15 protein-coding genes are annotated in these 18,491 nt (G+C 67.1%); 6 read left to right on the forward strand and 9 right to left on the reverse strand.

All coding sequences use genetic code 11. From position 1 onward, the window contains the following. Positions 1-70: 70 nt before the first annotated feature. Entirely contained in the window at positions 71-1,024 is a 954-nt protein-coding gene (locus tag J3U95_RS21915; RefSeq protein ID WP_208280766.1) for a LysR family transcriptional regulator, read from the forward strand. On the opposite strand, the gene J3U95_RS21920 is transcribed toward J3U95_RS21915, so the two are convergent. Together J3U95_RS21920 and J3U95_RS21925 are read right to left on the reverse strand one after the other, a co-directional pair. After that, the gene (locus tag J3U95_RS21920; protein WP_208280767.1) at positions 975-3,239 is read right to left on the reverse strand and encodes a xanthine dehydrogenase family protein molybdopterin-binding subunit; all 2,265 of its coding nucleotides are present in this window, start codon (positions 3,237-3,239) and stop codon (positions 975-977) included. The two genes, J3U95_RS21915 and J3U95_RS21920, sit on opposite strands and share 50 nt — an antisense overlap. After that, positions 3,232-6,093, reverse strand: a complete 2,862-nt coding sequence (locus tag J3U95_RS21925) for a sensor domain-containing protein (protein WP_208280768.1) — start codon at positions 6,091-6,093, stop codon at positions 3,232-3,234. Before J3U95_RS21925 ends, J3U95_RS21920 begins: the two co-directional genes overlap by 8 nt. Before the next feature lie 151 nt (positions 6,094-6,244). On the opposite strand from J3U95_RS21925, the gene J3U95_RS21930 reads away from it, so the two are divergent. Beyond that, entirely contained in the window at positions 6,245-6,754 is a 510-nt protein-coding gene (locus J3U95_RS21930) for a DUF1993 domain-containing protein (RefSeq protein ID WP_208280769.1), read from the forward strand. A 10-nt stretch (positions 6,755-6,764) separates the two neighbouring features. On the opposite strand, the gene J3U95_RS21935 is transcribed toward J3U95_RS21930, so the two are convergent. Continuing rightward, entirely contained in the window at positions 6,765-6,980 is a 216-nt protein-coding gene (locus J3U95_RS21935) for a DUF1289 domain-containing protein (RefSeq protein WP_208280770.1), read from the reverse strand. Beyond that, positions 6,964-7,530 (reverse strand): DUF1415 domain-containing protein, encoded by a 567-nt coding sequence (locus J3U95_RS21940; protein WP_208280771.1) that lies wholly within the window; start codon positions 7,528-7,530, stop codon positions 6,964-6,966. Before J3U95_RS21940 ends, J3U95_RS21935 begins: the two co-directional genes overlap by 17 nt. Positions 7,531-7,852: 322 nt before the next feature. Between J3U95_RS21940 and J3U95_RS21945 the strand changes: the two genes are divergently transcribed. The 3 genes from J3U95_RS21945 to selD all read left to right on the forward strand — a co-directional run bounded on the left by J3U95_RS21945 (position 7,853) and on the right by selD (position 12,478). After that, positions 7,853-9,184, forward strand: a complete 1,332-nt coding sequence (locus J3U95_RS21945) for a transglycosylase SLT domain-containing protein (protein ID WP_208280772.1) — start codon at positions 7,853-7,855, stop codon at positions 9,182-9,184. 367 nt (positions 9,185-9,551) lie between these two features. Continuing rightward, positions 9,552-11,186 (forward strand): DEAD/DEAH box helicase, encoded by a 1,635-nt coding sequence (locus tag J3U95_RS21950; protein WP_208280773.1) that lies wholly within the window; start codon positions 9,552-9,554, stop codon positions 11,184-11,186. 236 nt (positions 11,187-11,422) lie between these two features. Further along, positions 11,423-12,478, forward strand: a complete 1,056-nt coding sequence (selD, locus tag J3U95_RS21955) for a selenide, water dikinase SelD (RefSeq protein ID WP_208280774.1) — start codon at positions 11,423-11,425, stop codon at positions 12,476-12,478. Positions 12,479-12,496: 18 nt separating this feature from the next. Here selD and J3U95_RS21960 read toward each other — a convergent pair whose 3' ends face one another. Together J3U95_RS21960 and nhaR are read right to left on the reverse strand one after the other, a co-directional pair. After that, positions 12,497-13,138, reverse strand: a complete 642-nt coding sequence (locus tag J3U95_RS21960) for a glycoside hydrolase domain-containing protein (protein ID WP_208280775.1) — start codon at positions 13,136-13,138, stop codon at positions 12,497-12,499. Between the two features lie 61 nt (positions 13,139-13,199). Continuing rightward, positions 13,200-14,141: a transcriptional activator NhaR gene (gene nhaR, locus J3U95_RS21965; protein WP_208280776.1), complete on the reverse strand. Its 942-nt coding sequence runs from the start codon at positions 14,139-14,141 to the stop codon at positions 13,200-13,202. Positions 14,142-14,289: 148 nt separating this feature from the next. Here nhaR and J3U95_RS21970 point away from each other — a divergent pair, with 148 nt between their 5' ends. Then, positions 14,290-15,255: a TerC family protein gene (locus J3U95_RS21970; RefSeq protein ID WP_208280777.1), complete on the forward strand. Its 966-nt coding sequence runs from the start codon at positions 14,290-14,292 to the stop codon at positions 15,253-15,255. 37 nt (positions 15,256-15,292) lie between these two features. Here the strand turns inward: J3U95_RS21970 and J3U95_RS21975 are convergent, their stop codons facing one another. The 3 genes from J3U95_RS21975 to egtD are packed head-to-tail and all read right to left on the reverse strand — an operon-like array spanning position 15,293 to position 18,428. Then, entirely contained in the window at positions 15,293-16,240 is a 948-nt protein-coding gene (locus tag J3U95_RS21975; protein ID WP_208280778.1) for a YihY/virulence factor BrkB family protein, read from the reverse strand. Further along, entirely contained in the window at positions 16,237-17,463 is a 1,227-nt protein-coding gene (egtB, locus tag J3U95_RS21980; protein ID WP_208280779.1) for an ergothioneine biosynthesis protein EgtB, read from the reverse strand. Before egtB ends, J3U95_RS21975 begins: the two co-directional genes overlap by 4 nt. Continuing rightward, the gene (gene egtD, locus J3U95_RS21985; RefSeq protein ID WP_229520016.1) at positions 17,460-18,428 is read right to left on the reverse strand and encodes an L-histidine N(alpha)-methyltransferase; all 969 of its coding nucleotides are present in this window, start codon (positions 18,426-18,428) and stop codon (positions 17,460-17,462) included. The genes egtB and egtD overlap by 4 nt, the downstream gene beginning before the upstream one ends. Positions 18,429-18,491: the final 63 nt, after the last annotated feature.

An 18,491-nucleotide genomic window follows, 5' to 3' on the forward strand; every position in this document is an offset into this window, starting at 1 on the left:
GTATGCTACGCATCCCACAGGCGGTCCGAAAGCCGTTATATTTGGACACCCTGTCTCACCGGTGGAACACATGGACCTGCTCGCGCTTGCCGATTTCAATCTCGTCGCCCGCCACAAAGGCTTTGGCCGCGCCGCGCGCGCCAGCGGCCGGCCGAAGGCGACGCTATCGCGCCGGGTGGCCGAACTCGAGGCCAGTCTCGGCCTGCGCCTGCTCGAACGGGGCGCACGCACGCTCAAGCTGACCCAGGAAGGCCTGGCGCTGCACGAGCGCACCCGCGTCTTGCTGGCCGAGATCGACGAAACGGCCGAGGCGATCGCCTCGGGCGGCGACCGCCCGCGTGGCCGCCTGCGCATCAGCGCCCCGCTGTTGTTCTCGCAGCTCGCGATGGGCAGCCTGGCCGCCGGCTTCGCCCTGCGCCATCCCGCCGTCAGGCTCGAGATCACGGCCGAAGACCGCAGCGTCGACATGGTCGAGGAAGGCTATGACCTGGCGATCCGGGTCGATCCGGATCCGGACGAACGACTCGTCGGGCGCATCTTCCTGCGCGACCGGCTGGTGGTGGTGGCCGGCCCCGGCGTGGCACGCCCGAGCGAAGGAAAGCCGGCGCCGGCCGTCGTGCGCGGCCTGGGCGACAGTGCATGGAAGCTGCGATCGGAGACCGGCGCCGGCACGAGCAGCATCGCGATCGATCCCGTCCTGTCCCTGTCGTCGCTCGTCATGGTGCGCGATGCCGTGCGCGCCGGCGCCGGCGCCGGGCGCCTGCCGCTGTCGCTGGTCAGCCGCGACCTGGCCGCCGGCGCCCTCGTGCATTGGGGCGACGTGGATGCCCCGGAGGTCGCCCTGTGGGCGCTGTACCCATCTCGGCGTTTGCTCGGCGCCAGGGTGTCGGCCTTCCTCGACTATCTCAGGGAAGCGTTCCCGAAAGGGACGCCGGACGAACTGGCGGCCTGCATCGCCGGCGACGGCCAGGCGCTCAACGCAATTTCAATGGCAGGCTGCGCAAGCGCTGCCCGGTCAGCCTGAACACCGCCGCCGCCACCGCCGGCGCCACCGGCGGCACGGCCGGTTCGCCCACGCCTTCCGGATGGGCGCCGCTCGGCATCACGATCGTCTCGACATGCGGCGCCTGGCCGATGCGCGGCAGCGGATAGTCGCCGAAGTTCGACTGCCGGATCTTGCCTGCCTCGATCGTGATCTCGCCGGCCAGCGCCGCCGACAGCCCGAACAGCACGCCCGACTCGACCTGCTGGGCCACGATATTGGGATTGACGGCCAGGCCGCAGTCGATCGCGCACACCACGCGGTGCACGCGGATCTCCGGACCCTCGACCGAGACCTCGGCCACCTGGACCACCGTGCTGCCGAACGAGCGGTGCAGCGCCACGCCGTGGGCCCGCCCTGCCGGCGGCTGGCCGGCGGCGCCTACCGCCGCGTCCAGCACCGCCAGTGCGCGCGGATGGCCCGCCAGGAGCTTGCGCCGCAAGGCCACCGGATCGTGACCGCCGGCGTGCGCCACCTCGTCCAGGAACGACTCCTTGAAGAAGGCATTGTGCGAGTGCCCGACCGAGCGCCAGTAGCCGATCGGCACGGCGCTGTCGACCGTCACGTGCGCCACGCGCTGGTTCGGGATCGCATATTGATGGTCGTATTCTCCCTCGGCCGTGGTCTTGTCCGGCCCCACGCCCGGCAGGCCCAGGCTGCGTTCGAAGTACTGGTGGCCGATGGCGCCGCTCGCCGACTTGTTGTCCCAGGCCAGGATATTTCCGCCTTCGTCCAGCTGCGCCGTGAAGCGCGCCAGCGCCGCCGGCCGGTAGACGTCATGCATCGTGTCCTGCTCGCGGGTCCAGATCAGCTGCACCGGCTGGCCGTCGAGGACCTTCGCGATGGCCACTGCCTGCGCCACCATGTCGACTTCGAGCCGGCGCCCGAAGCCGCCGCCCAGCAGCATGACCTCGATCGCCACGTCCTCGCGCGCCACCCCGGCCACGCGCGCGGCGCAGTCGACCGCGATGCTCGGCACCTGGGTCGAGGCCCACAGCCGCACCTTGCCGTGCGCGACCTGCGCCGTGCAATTCACCGGTTCCAGCGCCGCATGCGCCAGGAACGGCGCGCGGTATTCGGCGCGCAGCGTGCGCACCGCGCCCTCGACCGCTTGCGCGCCGGTCTCGTGATAGACGTAACCGCGTTCCTCGTCGAGCGCGCGCGCCAGGCCGGCCAGGACCGCGGCGCTCGACAGCGCCGCACCCTCGCCCGGCTGCCAGGTGACCGGCAAGGCCTGGGCCGCCTGGCGCGCCTGCCACCAGGTCGAGGCCACCACCGCCACCCCGGCCCCTGCGCCGGTGCGGCCTTCGAGCGCGGACGAGACGTCGACCACGGCCAGCACGCCCGGCATCCGGCGCACCGCGTCGGCATCGAATTTCGCCACCGTGGCGCCGAGCGTCGGCGCCATCGTCAAGGCCGCGTAGACCATCCCGGCCGGCCGCGCATCGATGCCGAAGCGCGCGCTGCCGTCGGACTTGGCGCGGCTGTCCAGGCGCGGCAAAGGCTTTCCGATCAGGCGGAAGTCCTTCGCTTGCTTCAGGCGCACGTCGCGCGCGGTGAGGCCGGCGCCAGCCTGCGCCGCCAGAGCGGCCAGCGCGCCATAGCCGGCGCTGCGGCCGTCGACGTGGATCACGAAGCCGTCTTCGGTGCGGCAATCCTCCACACGCGCCCCCCACTCCTGGGCAGCCGCCTTCACCAGCATCGCCCGCGCCACCGCGCCCGCTTCGCGCATCGGCAGCCAGGCATCGCGCACGCTGCTCGAGCCGCCGGTGAACATGATGCCCAGCTCGCGGCCGATCTTCGCCATCAGCCACTGGGCGCCCTGGGCCGTGCGGCCGGCGTCGTCCGGGTGGAACGGCAGGTTCTCGCGCAGCACCGTGACGTTGGCATAGATCTTGTCGATCGGCGGCTGGATGACGCGCACCGCGTCCAGGCCGACGTCGAGCTCCTCGGCCACCAGCATCGGCAGCGCCGTGTGCACGCCCTGCCCCATCTCGCTGCGCGGCACCACTACCGACACCGTGCCGTCGAGTGCCAGCGCGACCCAGCCATTGAGCGCGACCTCGCCATCATCCAGCTCCAGCGCTCGCGACGGATGCAGGCGCTGGCGCGGCGGCTGCGCGCCCCAGCCGATCAGCAGCGCGCCGCCGGCGGCCAGGCCGGCCAGCAGAAAGTTGCGGCGACTCTGCCTACGCATATTGCTTGCCTCCCCAGCGCGCCAGGATCTCGTGGTGAGCGAGCGGCTTGCCATATAAATAGCCCTGGGCCAGGTTGCAGCCGTGGCGCAGCAGGAAGGCCGCCTGGTCCTCGCGCTCGACGCCTTCGGCGATCACCGACAGGTTCATGCTCTTGCCGAGCTGGATGATGGCGATCGCGATCGCCTCGTCGTCCGGGTCCTGCGGGATGTCCTTGATGAAGCTGCGGTCGATCTTGAGGGTCTGCACCGGCAACTGCTTCAGGTAGGCCAGCGACGAGTAACCGGTGCCGAAGTCGTCGATCGCCAGGCAGACACCGATCGCATGCAGGTCGTTCACGTATTGCAGCGCGTCGCCCGTGTTCATGATCACCGATTCCGTCACCTCGAGCTGCAGGCGCTGCGGCGCCAGGCCGCTGCCCTGCAGCACCGCGGCCACGGCGGCGGCCATGCCGCCGCGCTCGAACTGGCGCACCGACAGGTTGACGGCGATCTTCGGCACCGCCAGGCGGTCCGCCTCCCACGCCACCATCTGGCGACAGGCTTCCTGCAGCACCCATTGGCCCAGCTGGCCGATGAAGCCGGTGTCCTCGGCCAGCGGAATGAAGCGGCTCGGCGCCACCTCCCCCAGCTCGGGACTGTTCCAGCGCAGCAGGGCTTCGACCCCGACCAGGCGGCCGCTGTCGATCTCGACCTGCGGCTGGTAGGCCAGGTAGATCTCGCGCTTGTCGATCGCACGCCGCAGCAGCGCCTCCATGCGCAGCCGCAGGTCGCCGTCGCCGCTCATCGCCGGCGCGTAGAACTGGTAGCCGTTGCGGCCGCGCGCCTTGGCCTGGTACATCGCCACGTCGGCATTGCGGATCAGGATGTGCATATCGTTCCCGTCCTGCGGGTACAGGCTGATGCCGACGCTGCCGGTGACGAACAGCTCGTAGCCCGAGACGTCGAAGGGCTGCTCGAACATCGCCATCAGCTTGTCGGCCACGCGCGTGGCGCCATGCACGCCGTCGACGTCTTCCAGCAGCACGATGAACTCGTCGCCGCCCAGGCGCGCCAGGGTATCGCCTTCGCGCAGGCAGCGCGACAGCGCCAGCGCCGCCTGCTTGAGCAGCTCGTCGCCGACGTGGTGGCCGAGCGTGTCGTTGACGTTCTTGAAGCGGTCGAGGTCGATGAACAGCACCGCCAGCTGCTCGCCGTCGCGCTCGGCGCGCGCCATCGCGTGGCGCAGGCGGTCGTGGTAGAGCAGGCGGTTGGGCAACGCGGTCAGCGCGTCGTGGTGGGCCAGGTGGTCGAGCTGGACCTGCGATTCGCGCTCGCGCGTGATGTCGCTGAACACGCACACATAGTGGGTGGTGGCGCCATCGTCGTCGCGCACCGCCGACACCGTGAGCGCTTCCAGGTAGGCGTCGCCGCCCTTGCGCGTGTCCCAGATCTCGCCGCGCCAGAAGCCGGATGCGCCGAGCTCGCGCCACAGTTCCTGGTGCAGGGCGGGATCGTTGCGGCTGCCTGCTTCGTCGTGGGAGGACAGGCTCGATGCGCGCCCCAATGCCTCATGCTCGGCATAGCCGGTGATGCGGGTGAAGGCGGGATTGGTGGCCACGATCCGGCCATGCACGTCGAGCACCATCACGCCGTCGGCGATGTGCTCCAGGACGTTGGCCGACAGCCGCAGCTTCTCCTCGGCCAGCTTGCGTTCGGTGATGTCGGCGAACACCCAGATACTGCCCTCGTTGGCGCGGTTCGGCTCGAGCGCGCAGCCGCTCATCAGGCACCAGAACAGGCTGCCGTCGCGGTGGCGCAGCTGGCGCTCCTCTCCCAGGTCCATGCCTTTCTCGAGCAGCGGATACTGTTCGACGCCGATGCGTTCGTAGTCGTCGTGGTTGGGATACAGGATCGCGGTCGACTGTCCCACCATCTCGCCTTCGCCGTAGCCGAACAGCTCTTCGCAGCGGCGGTTGCTGGAGACGATGCGGCGCTGGCGCACGAACAGCACGCCGAACATGACGTTGTCCAGGATCGCGGCCTGCTCGGCCAGCAGCGCCTCGATGCGCATCTCGTCGTGGCGGCGCTCGCTGATGTCCGAGATGATGCCGTCCACCCGCACGCCGTCCGGCCCGTGCAGCGCCGGATCCCAGGCGGCCTGCGGCTGGCCGTGCTCCTGCACCCAGCGCTCGATGCCGTGGGCGTCGACGATCCGGTATTCCATCTCGTAGGCGTTTCCCGACAGGGCCGCGTCGCGGGCGGTGCGGTAATAGGCGCGCCGGTCTTCCGGATGGACGATGGCGGCCCAATCCTCGGTGGTGGCGCACATGAAGCGCGCCGAGGGGTAGCCGGTGATCTTCTCGATCTCGTCGCTGACGAATTCGATCGGGCCGCCCGCGCGCACGCGGTAGACGGCGCCCGGGACCTGGGTCACGATGGTGCGGAACTGTTCCTCGCTGCGCGCGACGTCGGCGAACAGGTCGCGGATCGCCAGGCGCATGCGCTCCATCTGCTCGCCCAGCCGCCCCAACTCGTCCTGGGCCGACAGCGCCAGCGGGGTCTCGAAGTCGCCGCGCGCCAGGCGATCCGAAAAGCGCGTCAGATTGCGCAGGGGCGACAGCAGGCGCCGCCGCAGCAGCAGCGCGATCAGCAGCAGCGACACCGCCAGCTGCAGCGCCAGCACCAGCGCATAATTGCCCTGCAGCGTGTCGTTCGGACTGGCGCCGGCGCGCTGCTGCAAGCCGACCAGCAGGTAGCCGCCGACCACGGCGGGCGCCAGCAGGCCGGCGAACACCACCAGCAGCAGCGCACCGTAAAGCGAACGGCCGTACAGCGAACGCAGGCGGGACGGGGTGCGGGCGGCGGGACTCGACATGGATGCTGAACTGGGTCGGGCGAGCCCGATGCATGGAGGATGGCCAGATTATGCACAGTTGCTTGCCGGGAGTCACTAGCTGTCAACGACGCGCGACAAGTCTTGCTATGATCGGGATGCTGTTGGACCAACTATTTAGGAGAAAGACCACATGAGCCATTCCCTGTATGCCGCCTCGGTGCCGGTATTCCGCCAGCTGCTGGGCAGCCTGGCCGCGGTGCTCGAAAAGGCCGAGGCCCACGCCCAGGAACGCCGCATCGAGCCGGATGCCCTGCTGCAGGCGCGCCTCTATCCCGACATGTTCCCGCTGGCCAGGCAAGTGCAGATCGCCACCGATTTCGCCAAGGGCGCGAGCGCGCGCCTGGCCGGGGTCGAGCCGCCGCGCTACGAAGATGGCGAGCGCACCTTCGCCGAACTGCAGCAGCGCATCAGCAAGACGCTGGGCTTCATCGACAGCCTGAAACAGGCGGACGTGGAAGCCGGCGCCACCCGCCCCATCACCCATGGCAGCGGCGAGCGCGCCCGCCATTTCGACGACGGCGCGCGCTACCTGGCGCACTTCGCGCTGCCGCAGTTCTTCTTCCACGTGACCACGGCGTACGCGATCCTGCGCCACAACGGCGTCCCGATCGGCAAGAAGGATTTCATCGGGGCTTACTGAGCCCCCACGCTTAACTGTTCCGGCGCGGATAACCCTGCGCGAGGATGCGCTGCCACACCACTTCCTTGGCGGCAGCGTCCATCGACACCCAGTTGGCGACTTCGGCGACGGTGCGGCCACAGCCGCGGCACACCTCGTCGAAGGTGGTCGAGCACACCGCCACGCACGGGGTATCGGGACGTTCGGGCGCCGCGGCGGCGCCGTCTTCTTCAGGCCGGGCCGACATCGAGCTTGTCCCAGCCTTCGTGGCCGAGCTTTTCCATGGTGGCGATATTCTTTTCGAAGATCTCTTCCGCCTCCGGGAAGGCCTCGACCGCGCGCGCGATGCTGTCCTCGCGCAGCAGGTGCAGGATCGGGTACGGGGCGCGGTTGGTGTAGTTCGAGATATCGCCCGCGTCGGTGTCCGCGAACTGGTAATCCGGGTGGAAGGAAGCCACCTGCAACTCGCCGTCGAGCTGCATGTCCTCGACCGCCACGTCGGCCACGTCCAGGAATTCGTTGTAGTCCTCGAAATCGTTCAGCACGAAGGGGTGGATCAGCAAGGTCGTGTCGACCTGCTCCGGGCTGGTGTCGGACAGGCGCTGCAGCTCGTCCATCAAGGTTTCAAGCAGTTGCTCGGGCGTGGTGGCGCTCGACACGACGTAGCGTACCTGCTCCTTGACATGGACTGACTTGGCGAAGGGACAGAGATTGAGGCCGATGACGGCGCGCTCCAGCCACTTGCGGGTGGCGGCGACGATGGCGTCGTCGTCGGCGTTCAGATTGGGGGTGCTCATGGTGAAGCTTTCGAAAGGCGAACGGCAAAGCCTGGATTGTACGCACTCTTTGCGCCCACTCATAGTTCGACCCCGCCACGGCGCTAAGGTTTGGCAGACGCGGCCGTTATTCGGGATGGGTCGGGCAAAAAGCATCCTGCTCATCAATATTCATGATATATGCGGCATCTTCCGTTTTCATGATGCCAACGGATGACATCTATCCTTCGGTCTGAATTGTAACGGCAGCGACTTAATTCTTGACTGACTCGACAATTGATACGTACACTGCCCTCTTGTCCTGTCCCTTCGTTCCTGGACGCAACACTGGAAACGCCTCACCATGAAGCCCATGCACGATACGAAACGCTCCATTCTCACCCTGGCTGCGCTGGCCCTCCTGGCAGCAGCACCACTGAGCCAGGCGATGGACGCGGCCCCGGCTTCCGGCGCCCTCGCCGCTTCCAGCCTCGAGCGTTCGGCGCAATCGCCATCGGTAATGAAACTCGACGCCGACGAGTACCGCGAGACCGACGTCTGGGGCCGCATCCGCAGCGGCTATGCGATTCCCGACCTGAACAACGCCCTGGTAACGCGCCACGCCCAGGCCTATGCGGCGCACCCGGGCACCTTGTCCCGCATTTCCGGGCGCGCCTCGCCCTATCTATACCACGTGGTGTCGGAACTGGAAAAGCGCGGCATGCCGACCGAGCTGGCCCTGCTGCCGGTGATCGAATCGGCCTTCAATCCGCAAGCCATGTCGAGCGCCAACGCCGCCGGCCTGTGGCAATTCGTGCCGGGCACGGGCAAGGATTTCGACCTGCGCCAGAACATGTTCAAGGACGAGCGGCGCGGCGTGATCGCCTCGACCGACGCCGCCCTGACCTATCTGCAGCGCCTGTACACGATGTTCGGCGACTGGCCGCTCGCCCTGGCGGCGTATAACTGGGGCGAGGGCAATGTTCAGCGCGCCATCAAGAAAAACCAGGAACTGGGCAAGCCGACCGATTTCGACAGCCTGGCCGAGCTGATGCCGGCCGAGACCCGCAACTACGTGCCGAAGCTGCAGGCGGTCAAGAACGTGGTCGCCAATCCATCGCAATACGGCGTCACCCTGCCGGCGATCGACAACCAGCCCTATTTCACCACGGTCGACAAGACCAGCGACATCGACCTGGCCATCGCGGCGCAACTGGCCGAGATGTCGCTCGACGAATTCAAGGCACTCAATCCGCAGTTCAAGAAGCCGGTCATCATCGGCGGCGAGCGCACCAAGATCCTGCTGCCGACCGAGAACGCCGAGAAATTCCACATCAACCTGGCGCAATGGGGCCATGCGTTGTCGACCTGGACCACGCACAAGATCACCGGCGCCCGCGTGACCATCGCCCAGCTGGCCTCGAAGTTCGGCACCACGCCCGAAGTCATCCGCCAGGCCAACAACATCCCGCCGCAGTCGCGCCTGAAAGCCGGCTCGACGATCCTGGTGCCCAAGACCTCGGCCTCGAACCACGGCGACATCGCCGAGAACATCATCGAGAACGCCGTCGTCGCCTTCGAGGCCGACCGCGGCAAGGCCAAGCGCAATGCCTCGCGCTTCAAGGCCAAGGCCGGAACCAGCAAGACCGGCAAGCGCATCGCGCGCAATACTTCGTCGGCGCGCAAGCAGCGCTGATGTTGCCGTGCAGCATTAGCTGCACGGTTTTACGCGCTGTCGTGCAAAGATTCGGAAAAACCTGTATAGTTCTGTTTGTGCGCTGCGACATCGCGCCCGCTTGATACGATCTCCAGGAGATTCGATGAGCCGGCAGCAACAGCGTTAGCAGTACAACAAGCAGCTACGCAAACCCCAGGCAGCTCGACCAGAGCGCCTTTCCAAAGCCTCCCGCCTTGCGTGTCGTTTCCAGACACCGTCCCGGCGCAAAGCTTTTGTGCCGAAATTTCTTTCATTACTGAGTCATTTCGTTTGTCGGTTCGCGTTGCATTTTTACGTTCGCGCCACATGTGCGAACGTGCATGATTTATTCCGAAAGTAAAGAACAATGAGTTTTGAAGCACTAGGCCTGCACGCGTCCATCGTCCAGGCAGTCGCCGACACCGGCTACACCACCCCGACCCCGGTCCAGGCGCAAGCCATCCCTGCTGCCATCGCCCGCCGCGACCTGCTGGTCTCATCGCAGACCGGTTCGGGCAAGACCGCGGCCTTCATGCTGCCGGCCCTGCACCAGCTGGCCAACGCTGAGCCGACGCCTGTCGGCAAGACCCCTGCGCAAGAAGCGCAGGCTGCCCGCGCACGCGGCGAACGCGTCCGTTTCAAGCCGGCCCAGCCGAAGATGCTGGTCCTGACCCCGACCCGCGAACTGGCGCTGCAAGTGACCAGCAACACCGACAAGTACACGGCCCATATGCGCCGCGTGCGCTGCATCTCGATCCTGGGCGGCATGCCGTACCCGAAACAGATGCAACTGCTGGCCAAGAATCCTGAAATCCTCGTCGCCACCCCGGGCCGCCTGATCGACCATATGGAATCGGGCAAGATCGACTTCTCGCAGCTCGAGATCCTGGTGCTGGACGAAGCCGACCGCATGCTCGACATGGGCTTCATCGACGACATCGAGAAGATCGTCGCCGCGACCCCATCGACCCGCCAGACCATGCTGTTCTCGGCGACCCTGGACGGCGTCGTGGGCAATATGGCGCGCCGCATCACCAGCGATCCGCTGACCATCCAGATCGCCAGCGCCACCAACCGCCACGAGAACATCGTGCAGCGCGTGCACTTTGTCGACGACCTGTCGCACAAGAACCGCCTGCTCGACCACCTGCTGCGCGACGAGACGCTGGACCAGGCCGTGGTGTTCACCGCGACCAAGCGCGACGCCGACATGATCGCCGACCGCCTGAACATCGCCGGCTTCGCCGCCGCCGCGCTGCATGGCGACATGCACCAGGGCGCCCGCAACCGCACCCTGGACAGCCTGCGCCGCGGCAGCGTCAAGGTGCTGGTCGCGACCGACGTCGCCGCGCGCGGCATCGACGTGCCGAACATCACCCACGTGGTGAACTACGACCTGCCGAAGTTCCCCGAGGACTACGTGCACCGCATCGGCCGCACCGGCCGCGCCGGCCGCAACGGCACCGCGATCTCGCTGGTCAACCATGCCGAGAACATGAACATCCGCCGCATCGAGCGCTTCACGCGCCAGCCGATCCCGGTCAATGTGATCGAGGGATTCGAACCGAAGCGCACGGCGGCGCCGCGTTCGGCAGCGCGTCCGGGCTGGAAGCCGGGCGACGGCCGCAATGGCAAGCCGGCCCAGCGCGGTTTCGGCAAGCCGTCGGGTCCGCGTGAAGGCGGCTACGGTGAGCGCAGCTACGGTGGCGAACGCGCCGCCGGCGGCGAGCGTCCGCAGTACGAAAGCCGCTACGCCGACCGCGGTCCACGCGAAGGCAGCCAGCGCGAAGGCGGCTATGCCTCGCGCACCCCGAGCGAGCGCGCACCGCGCGAAGGCGGCTACCAGGGCCAGCGCCGTGAAGGCGGCTACGGCGCCGGCGCGCCGCGCGACGGCAACCGCTTCGGCGGCCCGCGCGAAGGCCAGGGCCAGCGCCGCGAAGGCGGCTACAAGGGCGCCCACCCGCGCTCGATGGACGGCGCCCGCCGTTCGTTCGGCGAGTAAGCCCTGAACGCCTGACAGCAAGCTGCAGCAAACCCGTCGTCCCCGCGCAGGCGGGGACCCAAGTCAACATGCGCCGCCACTTCGCTTGAAGTAAGTGGCGCATCGAGAAACTTGGGTCCCCGCCTGCGCGGGGACGACGTTTTTGGGCCAACGAAAAAGTACCTCGTCGGCTCGCGGCCAAGCGCCCGCGCCGAACTTGCGCGATAATTCGACGATCAACGATAACCGGATATCCCATGAGCACCACCGACCAACCCATCAAACTCACCTCGTTCTCGCACGGCGGCGGCTGCGGCTGCAAGATCGCGCCCGGCGTGCTGGCCGAGATCCTCAAGTCGTCGGGCGGCTTCCCGCTGCCGAAGGAGCTGATGGTCGGCATCGAGACCTCGGACGACGCCGCGGTCTACCAGCTCAACGACGAGCAGGCGCTGGTCGCCACCACCGATTTCTTCATGCCGATCGTCGACGACCCGTTCGACTTCGGCCGCATCGCCGCCACCAATGCGATCTCGGACGTGTATGCGATGGGCGGCACCCCGATCATGGCCCTGGCCCTGGTCGGCATGCCGATCAACAAGCTGCCGCTCGAGACCATCAGCCAGATCCTGGAAGGCGGCGCATCCATCTGCCGCGAAGCCGGCATCCCGATCGCCGGCGGCCACACGATCGATTCCGTCGAGCCGATCTATGGCCTGGTAGTGATGGGCCTGGTGCACCCGTCGAAGGTCAAGAAGAACAGCGCCGCCCGCGCCGGCGACGTGCTAGTGCTGGGCAAGCCCTTGGGCGTGGGCGTGCTGTCGGCCGCGCTAAAGAAGGGCGTCCTGGGCGAAGAAGGCTATGCGGCCATGATCGCCAACACCACCAAGTTGAACAAGCCGGGCCGCCTGCTGGCCGACATGCCCGGCGTGCACGCGATGACCGACGTCACCGGCTTCGGCCTGCTGGGCCACCTGCTCGAACTCGCGCGCGGCGCCCAGTTGCACGCGCAACTTGATATGCCGGCGATCCCGCTGCTCCCCGGCGTGCTGCAACTGGCGCATGACGGCTTCTTCACCGGCGCATCTGGCCGCAACTGGGATGCCTATGGCAAGGACGTGCAGCTCGACGAGGCCTTGAGCCCGGCCCAGCGCGCGCTGCTGACCGATCCGCAAACCTCGGGCGGCCTGCTGGTGGCCTGCGATCCGGCCTCGGTCGACGACGTGCTGGCCCTGTTCGCGCGCGAAGGATTCCTTGACGCGGCAGTGGTCGGCCGCGTCGAAGCCGGCGCCGCCGGCATCACCGTCCGCGCTTGACGCGACACCCCGGGGCGCTCAGCGGCGCCCTACCCCGCGCGCCGCGCCAGGCCCGGCCAGCCAGAACAGGCCGGGATCTCTTCCCGGCTGTCCCAGCACGGGTGACAGCCGCAGCTCGGCGCCGTCGAGCACCAGGCGCGCGGAAGGCCATTGCAGCAGATTGTGGCGCGGCGCCACCCCGCCGGCCGGCATCGAGACCAGCCAGCTCAACCCACCCAAGCCACGGTCGACCAGGCCCGCACACCAGGCATGGCTGCCATGCACCCCGACGCGATAGCCCGCGGCGCCGCCCAGCGCGCTGCGCACACCGGCCAGGTAGTGTTTCAAGACCCCATCGACGTCGGCCGGCGTCGTGTCCTCGCCGAGGGCGAAATAGATCGCGCTGCCTGGCGGCTGCCCCGCCGCGCGGGCCAGGTGCAGGGCCTCGGCGCCATCGCGCACGCCCTGCTGGCGCGAAAGCCGGTCACGCGCCACGCGTCCCTCCCAAAGCGCGCCGATCCGCAGCCCGGCGCCGCACAGGCGCTGCGCCTCGCCGGCGTCGAGATTGGCCGATGGATCGCGGCTGTAGCGCCGCATGACGAAGTCGATGCCGCGCCGGCGCAGCAACGCGGCGTGGGCCGCGATGGCGAACGGCGAATCGCAGCCGCGCAGCAGTCGCATGGGGCATCTCCCGGTCAGTTTTTACGTTCGGCTAGTTTCCGGCAAGAACTTACTGTGCCATTCAGGGCGTCGCCTCGGATTGACTGTGCGCAACAGCACCGTCTCCCCGCGCAAACAGCTTGTCGCGCGCCAGCCTGCTGATCGCCACGGTGGCCGGATGGCTCATGCGGCGCTCGGTCGTGATCGCATACACCTGCTCGACCACCGACTCGACCTGGCCCAGCGCGACCAGCCCGTACTGGCTGCTGACCTGGGCTGCGATCACGCTCGGCGCGAAGAACACGCCGGCGCCCGAACGGCCGAACGCCTGGATCATGGCGCTGTCGTCGAACTCCCCCAGCACGCGCGGATGCACGTCGCAGCGCTCGAGCCAGCGCAGCAGGCGCTGGTGGATCGCGAAATCCTCGCCCGGCAACAGCATCGGCGCATTGTGCAGGCAGGCCGGGAACGGCCGGTCGAAGGTTGCCGCCAGCGCTTCGGTGCAGAAGGCCGTCATCGGGCTCTCGCCCAGCAAGTGGTTGTAGGCGCGCACGCTGAAGTGGCCCGGGATCGGGCGGTCGGCGACCACCAGGTCGAGCCGGTGCACGGCCAGGTCGGCGATCAGACTGTCCAGCCGCCCTTCACGGCAGATCAGCTTGACGGGGTCTTTCAGCCTGAGGGCCGGCTCGACCAGGTCGACGGCGATCAGCTTGGACACCGAATCGGCGCAACCGACGCGATAGGACGTGGTCGCGAAGGCCTGGTCGCGCACCAGCTCCAGCAGCTCGTCGCCGGTATTGAAGATGGCTTCGGCATAGCTGACGATGCGGCGTCCTGTATCGGTCAGTTCGAGCTTGCGCCCGACCCGGCGAAACAGTTCGACGCCCAGGCTGTCCGCGAATTCGGACAACTGGCCCGAGATCGAGTGCGGGGTCAGGTGCAGTTGTTCCGCTGCGCGCGCAATGCTGCCGGTTTTCGCTACCATCCAGAAGTAGCGCAGGTGTTTATAGTTGAGTGTCGACACAGCGCTCTCCCGTAAAGATCGAAAAACTCGATCTTACATCAAACAATATTCGATTTGTCCGATGTATTGGTGCAACCTATAGTGTGGTTTTTACCCATTGGAGGACTGTCATGCCCCCTCGTCTCACTGTAAGTACAAGGAGTGCCCGATGAACGGACTGGAAACCATTGCAAGCCCCATGATGTGGGCCGGCTTCGTCGGCTTCGTGCTGGTCATGCTCGCGCTCGACCTGTTCGTTTTCGGCGGTAACAAGGCGCATAAAGTCAGCGTCAAGGAAGCCGGCATCTGGTCGCTGGTCTGGGTCAGCATGGCGCTGATCTTCAATGCCGGCCTGTATTACTACCTGATGGACACTGCCGGCGCCGAGATCGCGAGCCAGAAGTCGCTCGAATTCTTCTCCGGCTACCTGATCGAGAAAGCGCTGTCGGTCGACAACGTATTCGTGTTCCTGCTGATCTTCACCGCCTTCCAGGTGCCGCAGCAATACCAGCGCCGCGTCCTGATCTATGGCGTGCTGGGTGCGATCATCATGCGCGCCATCATGATCAGCGCCGGCGCCTGGGTCGTGAGCGAATTCAGCTGGGTCCTGTACCTGTTCGGCGCCTTCCTGTTGTTCACCGGTATCCGCATGCTGGTGGCGGTCGACGAAGAGCCGGACGTGGCCAACAACCCGATCCTCAAGCTGGCGCGCAAGCACCTGCGCGTGGCCGACGGCGACCATGGCGAGAAGTTCTTCGTGCGCAAGGACGGCCTGCGTTACGTGACGCCGCTGTTCCTGGTCCTGATCCTGATCGAGGTGACCGACCTGATCTTCGCGGTGGACTCGATCCCGGCGATCTTCGCGATCACGACCGACCCGTTCATCGTGTTCACCTCGAACATGTTCGCGATCCTGGGCTTGCGTGCGCTGTACTTCCTGCTGGTCGACGTGGCTGACCGCTTCCACCTGCTCAAGTATGGCCTGGCGATGGTCCTGACCTTCATCGGCGTCAAGATGCTGATCATGCCGTGGTACCACGTGCCGGTGCAGGCTTCGCTGACCGTCGTGGCAGTGCTGATCGCTGGCAGCTGCATCGCCAGCCTGATGATCAAGCCGAAGGGCGAAGAGAAATAAGAAGCAAACGAACGCCGCAGGCGCGAGGTCGACGATGTCAACCACGCGCCAGCGGCGGAATATCGCAAGTCGGCTGCGCCGGCGGCTCCCCGCTGCCGGCCTGCCCCACCCGCTCGTACTCGGCAATCACCTGGGCTCCCAGCAGCAGCAAGGTGGCGGCGATCTCCAGCGAGAACATCACCACGATCGCCGTCGTCATCGAGCCATACACCAGGTTCACCTGCGACAGGGTCGAGAAATACCAGACCAGCACGTGGCGCGCGATTTCCCACAGCAGCGCCGCCGTCGCGCCGCCGACGAAGGCATGCCAGATCGACAGCCGCCCCACCGGCATCACCAGGTAGATCGAGGTCAGCACCAGGATCTCGCCCGCCAGCCCCAGCAGATACAGCAAGGCTCCAGACACCCCGCCCAGCGACCACTTGTAGTTGAACAGCCACACGCTCTCGGACCCCATCACCTGCAGCGCGCCGGCGACCAGGGTCACCACCATGATGCCGATGCCCAGCGCCAGGATGTAGCAATACGGCAGTACGGCCGAGACCAGAAAATGGCGGCGCCGCATCGCGACCCGGTGCACGAAGATCACGCTCATCGCATTCTCCAGCACGGTAAACGCAAGCGAGCTGAAGAACAGCATGGTGAGCGCCAGCACCCAGGTCAGCAACTGGCGGTCCTGCAGGAAGTTGGCGACCTCGGTCACGATCGGGCGCGACTGGCCCGGCACCAGCAGTTCGAGGTAGCGGCGCAAGGTGTCGAGCAGCTCGACCGGATCGATGAAATGCGACAGCACCACCACCACCAGCATCAGGAAGGGCACGATCGACAGCAGCGCGTAATAGGCGACGGCGCCGGCCAGCAGCAGGCCCTGGTTGGCGCGAAAGCCCCTCAGCACCTGCAGGGTGAACTTGAGGGGGTGCTGCAGGATGTAGATATTGGCGCGCTGGTCTTTCAGGCGCGCGCGCCAGTCACGCCGGCGGCTCATCTTGCCAGCCGGATGCCGGTGAACTGCCAGCGCGCGCCGGTCGGGAAGAAGTTGCGGTAGCTGGCGCGTGCGTGGCCCTCGGGCGTGGCGCAGGACGAGCCGCGCAGCACGTACTGGTTGACCATGAACTTGCCGTTGTACTCGCCGATGGCGCCCGGCGCCGGCGCATAGCCGGGATAAGGCGCATAGCTGCTGCTCGTCCACTGCCAGCAGGCGCCGAACATCTGCTGCAGGCCGGCGCCGCTGGCCGCCGCCGGATGGTGCACCGGCAGCGCGCCCAGGCTGGCTTGGCGCGCCGCGAATTCCCATTCCGCCTCGGTGGGCAGGCGGGCGCCGCGCCAGCGCGCATAGGCGTCGGCTTCGTACAGCGAGACGTGGGTGACGGGACGCTCGGGGTCGAGCGGCTGCACGCCGTGCAGCGTGAACTCGTGCCAGCCATCGTCCCGTTCGATCCAGTACAGCGGGCGGGTGATCTCGCCCGAGCAGACCCGGTCCCAGCCCTCGGCCAGCCACAGCGCCGGGTCGCGGTAGCCGCCGGCCTCGATGAACTCGCGGTATTCGCCATTGGTGACGAGGCGCGAGGCCAGCGCGAACGGCGCCACATAGGTGCGGTGGCGCGGCAACTCGTTGTCGAAGCAAAAGCCCGTGCCCTTGTGGCCGATCTCGGCCAGGCCGCCTTCGAACGGCAGCCACTCCAGCTGCGCCGCCGGCCGGGATGCCGCCAGCGGATCGGCCGCATAGGCCGGATACAGGGGATTCTGCGCCAGCAGGTGCTTGACGTCGGTGAGCATCAGCTCCTGGTGCTGCTGCTCGTGCTGCAGGCCCAGTTCGACCAGGGCCGCCAGTTCACCATCGATGCCACGCGCCAACAAGGCGTCCATGCGGCGGTCGACGTCGTGGCGGTAGGCCTTCACCTCACTGAGAGCCGGCCGCGTGAGCAGGCCGCGCTGCGGGCGCGGATGCTTGTCGCCGACACCGTTGTAGTAAGAGTTGAAAATGACGCGGAACGCCGGGTGGAACGGCGCGAAGCCCGGTTCGCGCGGCTCGAGGATGAAGGTCTCGAAGAACCAGGTGGTGTGCGCCAGGTGCCATTTGATGGGGCTGGCATCTGGCATCGACTGCGCGCAGCAATCTTCGTCGGACAGCGCCTCGGCCAGGTGCAGCGAACGGCCGCGCACCCGGGCGAAAGTGCGTGGCAGGCCCTCGTCGCGCAGCATATTCATACGGGAATGGCCTGTGCGTGGATCACCGCGAACCAGCGCTGCGGATCGGTCCAGACGCGGGTCGCCTCGAAACCGGAACGCTCCAGCAGCTTGATGGCGTCGGCCTGCTGGTATTTATAGCTGTTCTCGGTGTGGATGCAGTCGCCCGCCTCGAAGCGGCGCTCGCCGCCGCGCCAGTGCACGTCTTGCGCCGTGCGCGCCTCGAGGTGCATCTCGATGCGTCCGCGCGCGGCATTGTAGAAGCCGTGGTGGCGCCACTGGCGGATGTCGAAGTCGGCGTCGACCAGCCGGTTCACGTGGCGCAGGATGTTCAGGTTGAAGGCGGCGGTCACGCCCAGCGCGTCGTCATAGGCGGCGTCGAGCGTGGCTTTATCTTTGGCCAGGTCGATGCCGATCAGGATGCCGCCGTCCGGCCCGCACTGCGCGCGCAGGCGCGCCAGGAAGGCCTGCGCATCCTCGGGCGTGAAATTGCCGAGCGAGGAGCCGGGATAGAAGAACAGGCGGCGCTCGGCGCGCACCAGCTCGGGCAGCTCGAAGCGGCTCGAGAAATCCATGCCCAGCGCTTCCATCGCGATCTGCGGGAAACGCTGGCGCAGGCGCGCCAGGGCGTCATGCGTGAATTCGCTGGAGATGTCGACCGCCACGTACTGCGTCGGCTGCAATAGCGGAAACAGCTTGGCGGCCTTGGCGCAATTGCCGGCGCCGAGGTCGATCAGCGTCGTCCCGAGGCCGGCCACGCGCGCGATCTCGGCGCCGTGGCGCTCGAAGATGGCCGCTTCGGTGCGGGTCGGGTAGTACTCGGGCAACTCGCAGATGGCCTCGAACAGCTTGGAACCGAGCGCGTCGTAGAGGAACTTGGGCGAGATGCAGGCGTCTGGGGCGCGCAGGCCGGCATGCAGGTCTTGTGCGTCATGGGCGTTGGCAACGGCGGCCTGGCGCTCGTCGGATGTGCAGGTTGTCAGCATAAGGTTTATCATTCGTGCCGCCACACCGCACCATGCGAGATGGCATATGAGAATTACTTCTAT

The organism is Massilia oculi, from assembly GCF_017582745.1.
In the GTDB taxonomy this organism is placed as follows: domain Bacteria; phylum Pseudomonadota; class Gammaproteobacteria; order Burkholderiales; family Burkholderiaceae_D; genus Telluria; species Telluria oculi_A.

Bases quoted from the DNA above. Each gene is read 5' to 3' on its own strand.
- selD (WP_208280774.1), top strand. From the start codon at position 11,423: ATGAGCACCACCGACCAACCCATCAAACTCACCTCGTTCTCGCACGGC.
- J3U95_RS21925 (WP_208280768.1), bottom strand. From the start codon at position 6,093: ATGTCGAGTCCCGCCGCCCGCACCCCGTCCCGCCTGCGTTCGCTGTAC.
- J3U95_RS21970 (WP_208280777.1), top strand. From the start codon at position 14,290: ATGAACGGACTGGAAACCATTGCAAGCCCCATGATGTGGGCCGGCTTC.
- J3U95_RS21945 (WP_208280772.1), top strand. From the start codon at position 7,853: ATGAAGCCCATGCACGATACGAAACGCTCCATTCTCACCCTGGCTGCG.
- egtB (WP_208280779.1), bottom strand. From the start codon at position 17,463: ATGAATATGCTGCGCGACGAGGGCCTGCCACGCACTTTCGCCCGGGTG.
- J3U95_RS21930 (WP_208280769.1), top strand. From the start codon at position 6,245: ATGAGCCATTCCCTGTATGCCGCCTCGGTGCCGGTATTCCGCCAGCTG.
- J3U95_RS21960 (WP_208280775.1), bottom strand. From the start codon at position 13,138: ATGCGACTGCTGCGCGGCTGCGATTCGCCGTTCGCCATCGCGGCCCAC.
- egtD (WP_229520016.1), bottom strand. From the start codon at position 18,428: ATGCTGACAACCTGCACATCCGACGAGCGCCAGGCCGCCGTTGCCAAC.
- J3U95_RS21935 (WP_208280770.1), bottom strand. From the start codon at position 6,980: ATGTCGGCCCGGCCTGAAGAAGACGGCGCCGCCGCGGCGCCCGAACGT.
- J3U95_RS21915 (WP_208280766.1), top strand. From the start codon at position 71: ATGGACCTGCTCGCGCTTGCCGATTTCAATCTCGTCGCCCGCCACAAA.
- J3U95_RS21975 (WP_208280778.1), bottom strand. From the start codon at position 16,240: ATGAGCCGCCGGCGTGACTGGCGCGCGCGCCTGAAAGACCAGCGCGCC.
- J3U95_RS21950 (WP_208280773.1), top strand. From the start codon at position 9,552: ATGAGTTTTGAAGCACTAGGCCTGCACGCGTCCATCGTCCAGGCAGTC.
- J3U95_RS21920 (WP_208280767.1), bottom strand. From the start codon at position 3,239: ATGCGTAGGCAGAGTCGCCGCAACTTTCTGCTGGCCGGCCTGGCCGCC.
- J3U95_RS21940 (WP_208280771.1), bottom strand. From the start codon at position 7,530: ATGAGCACCCCCAATCTGAACGCCGACGACGACGCCATCGTCGCCGCC.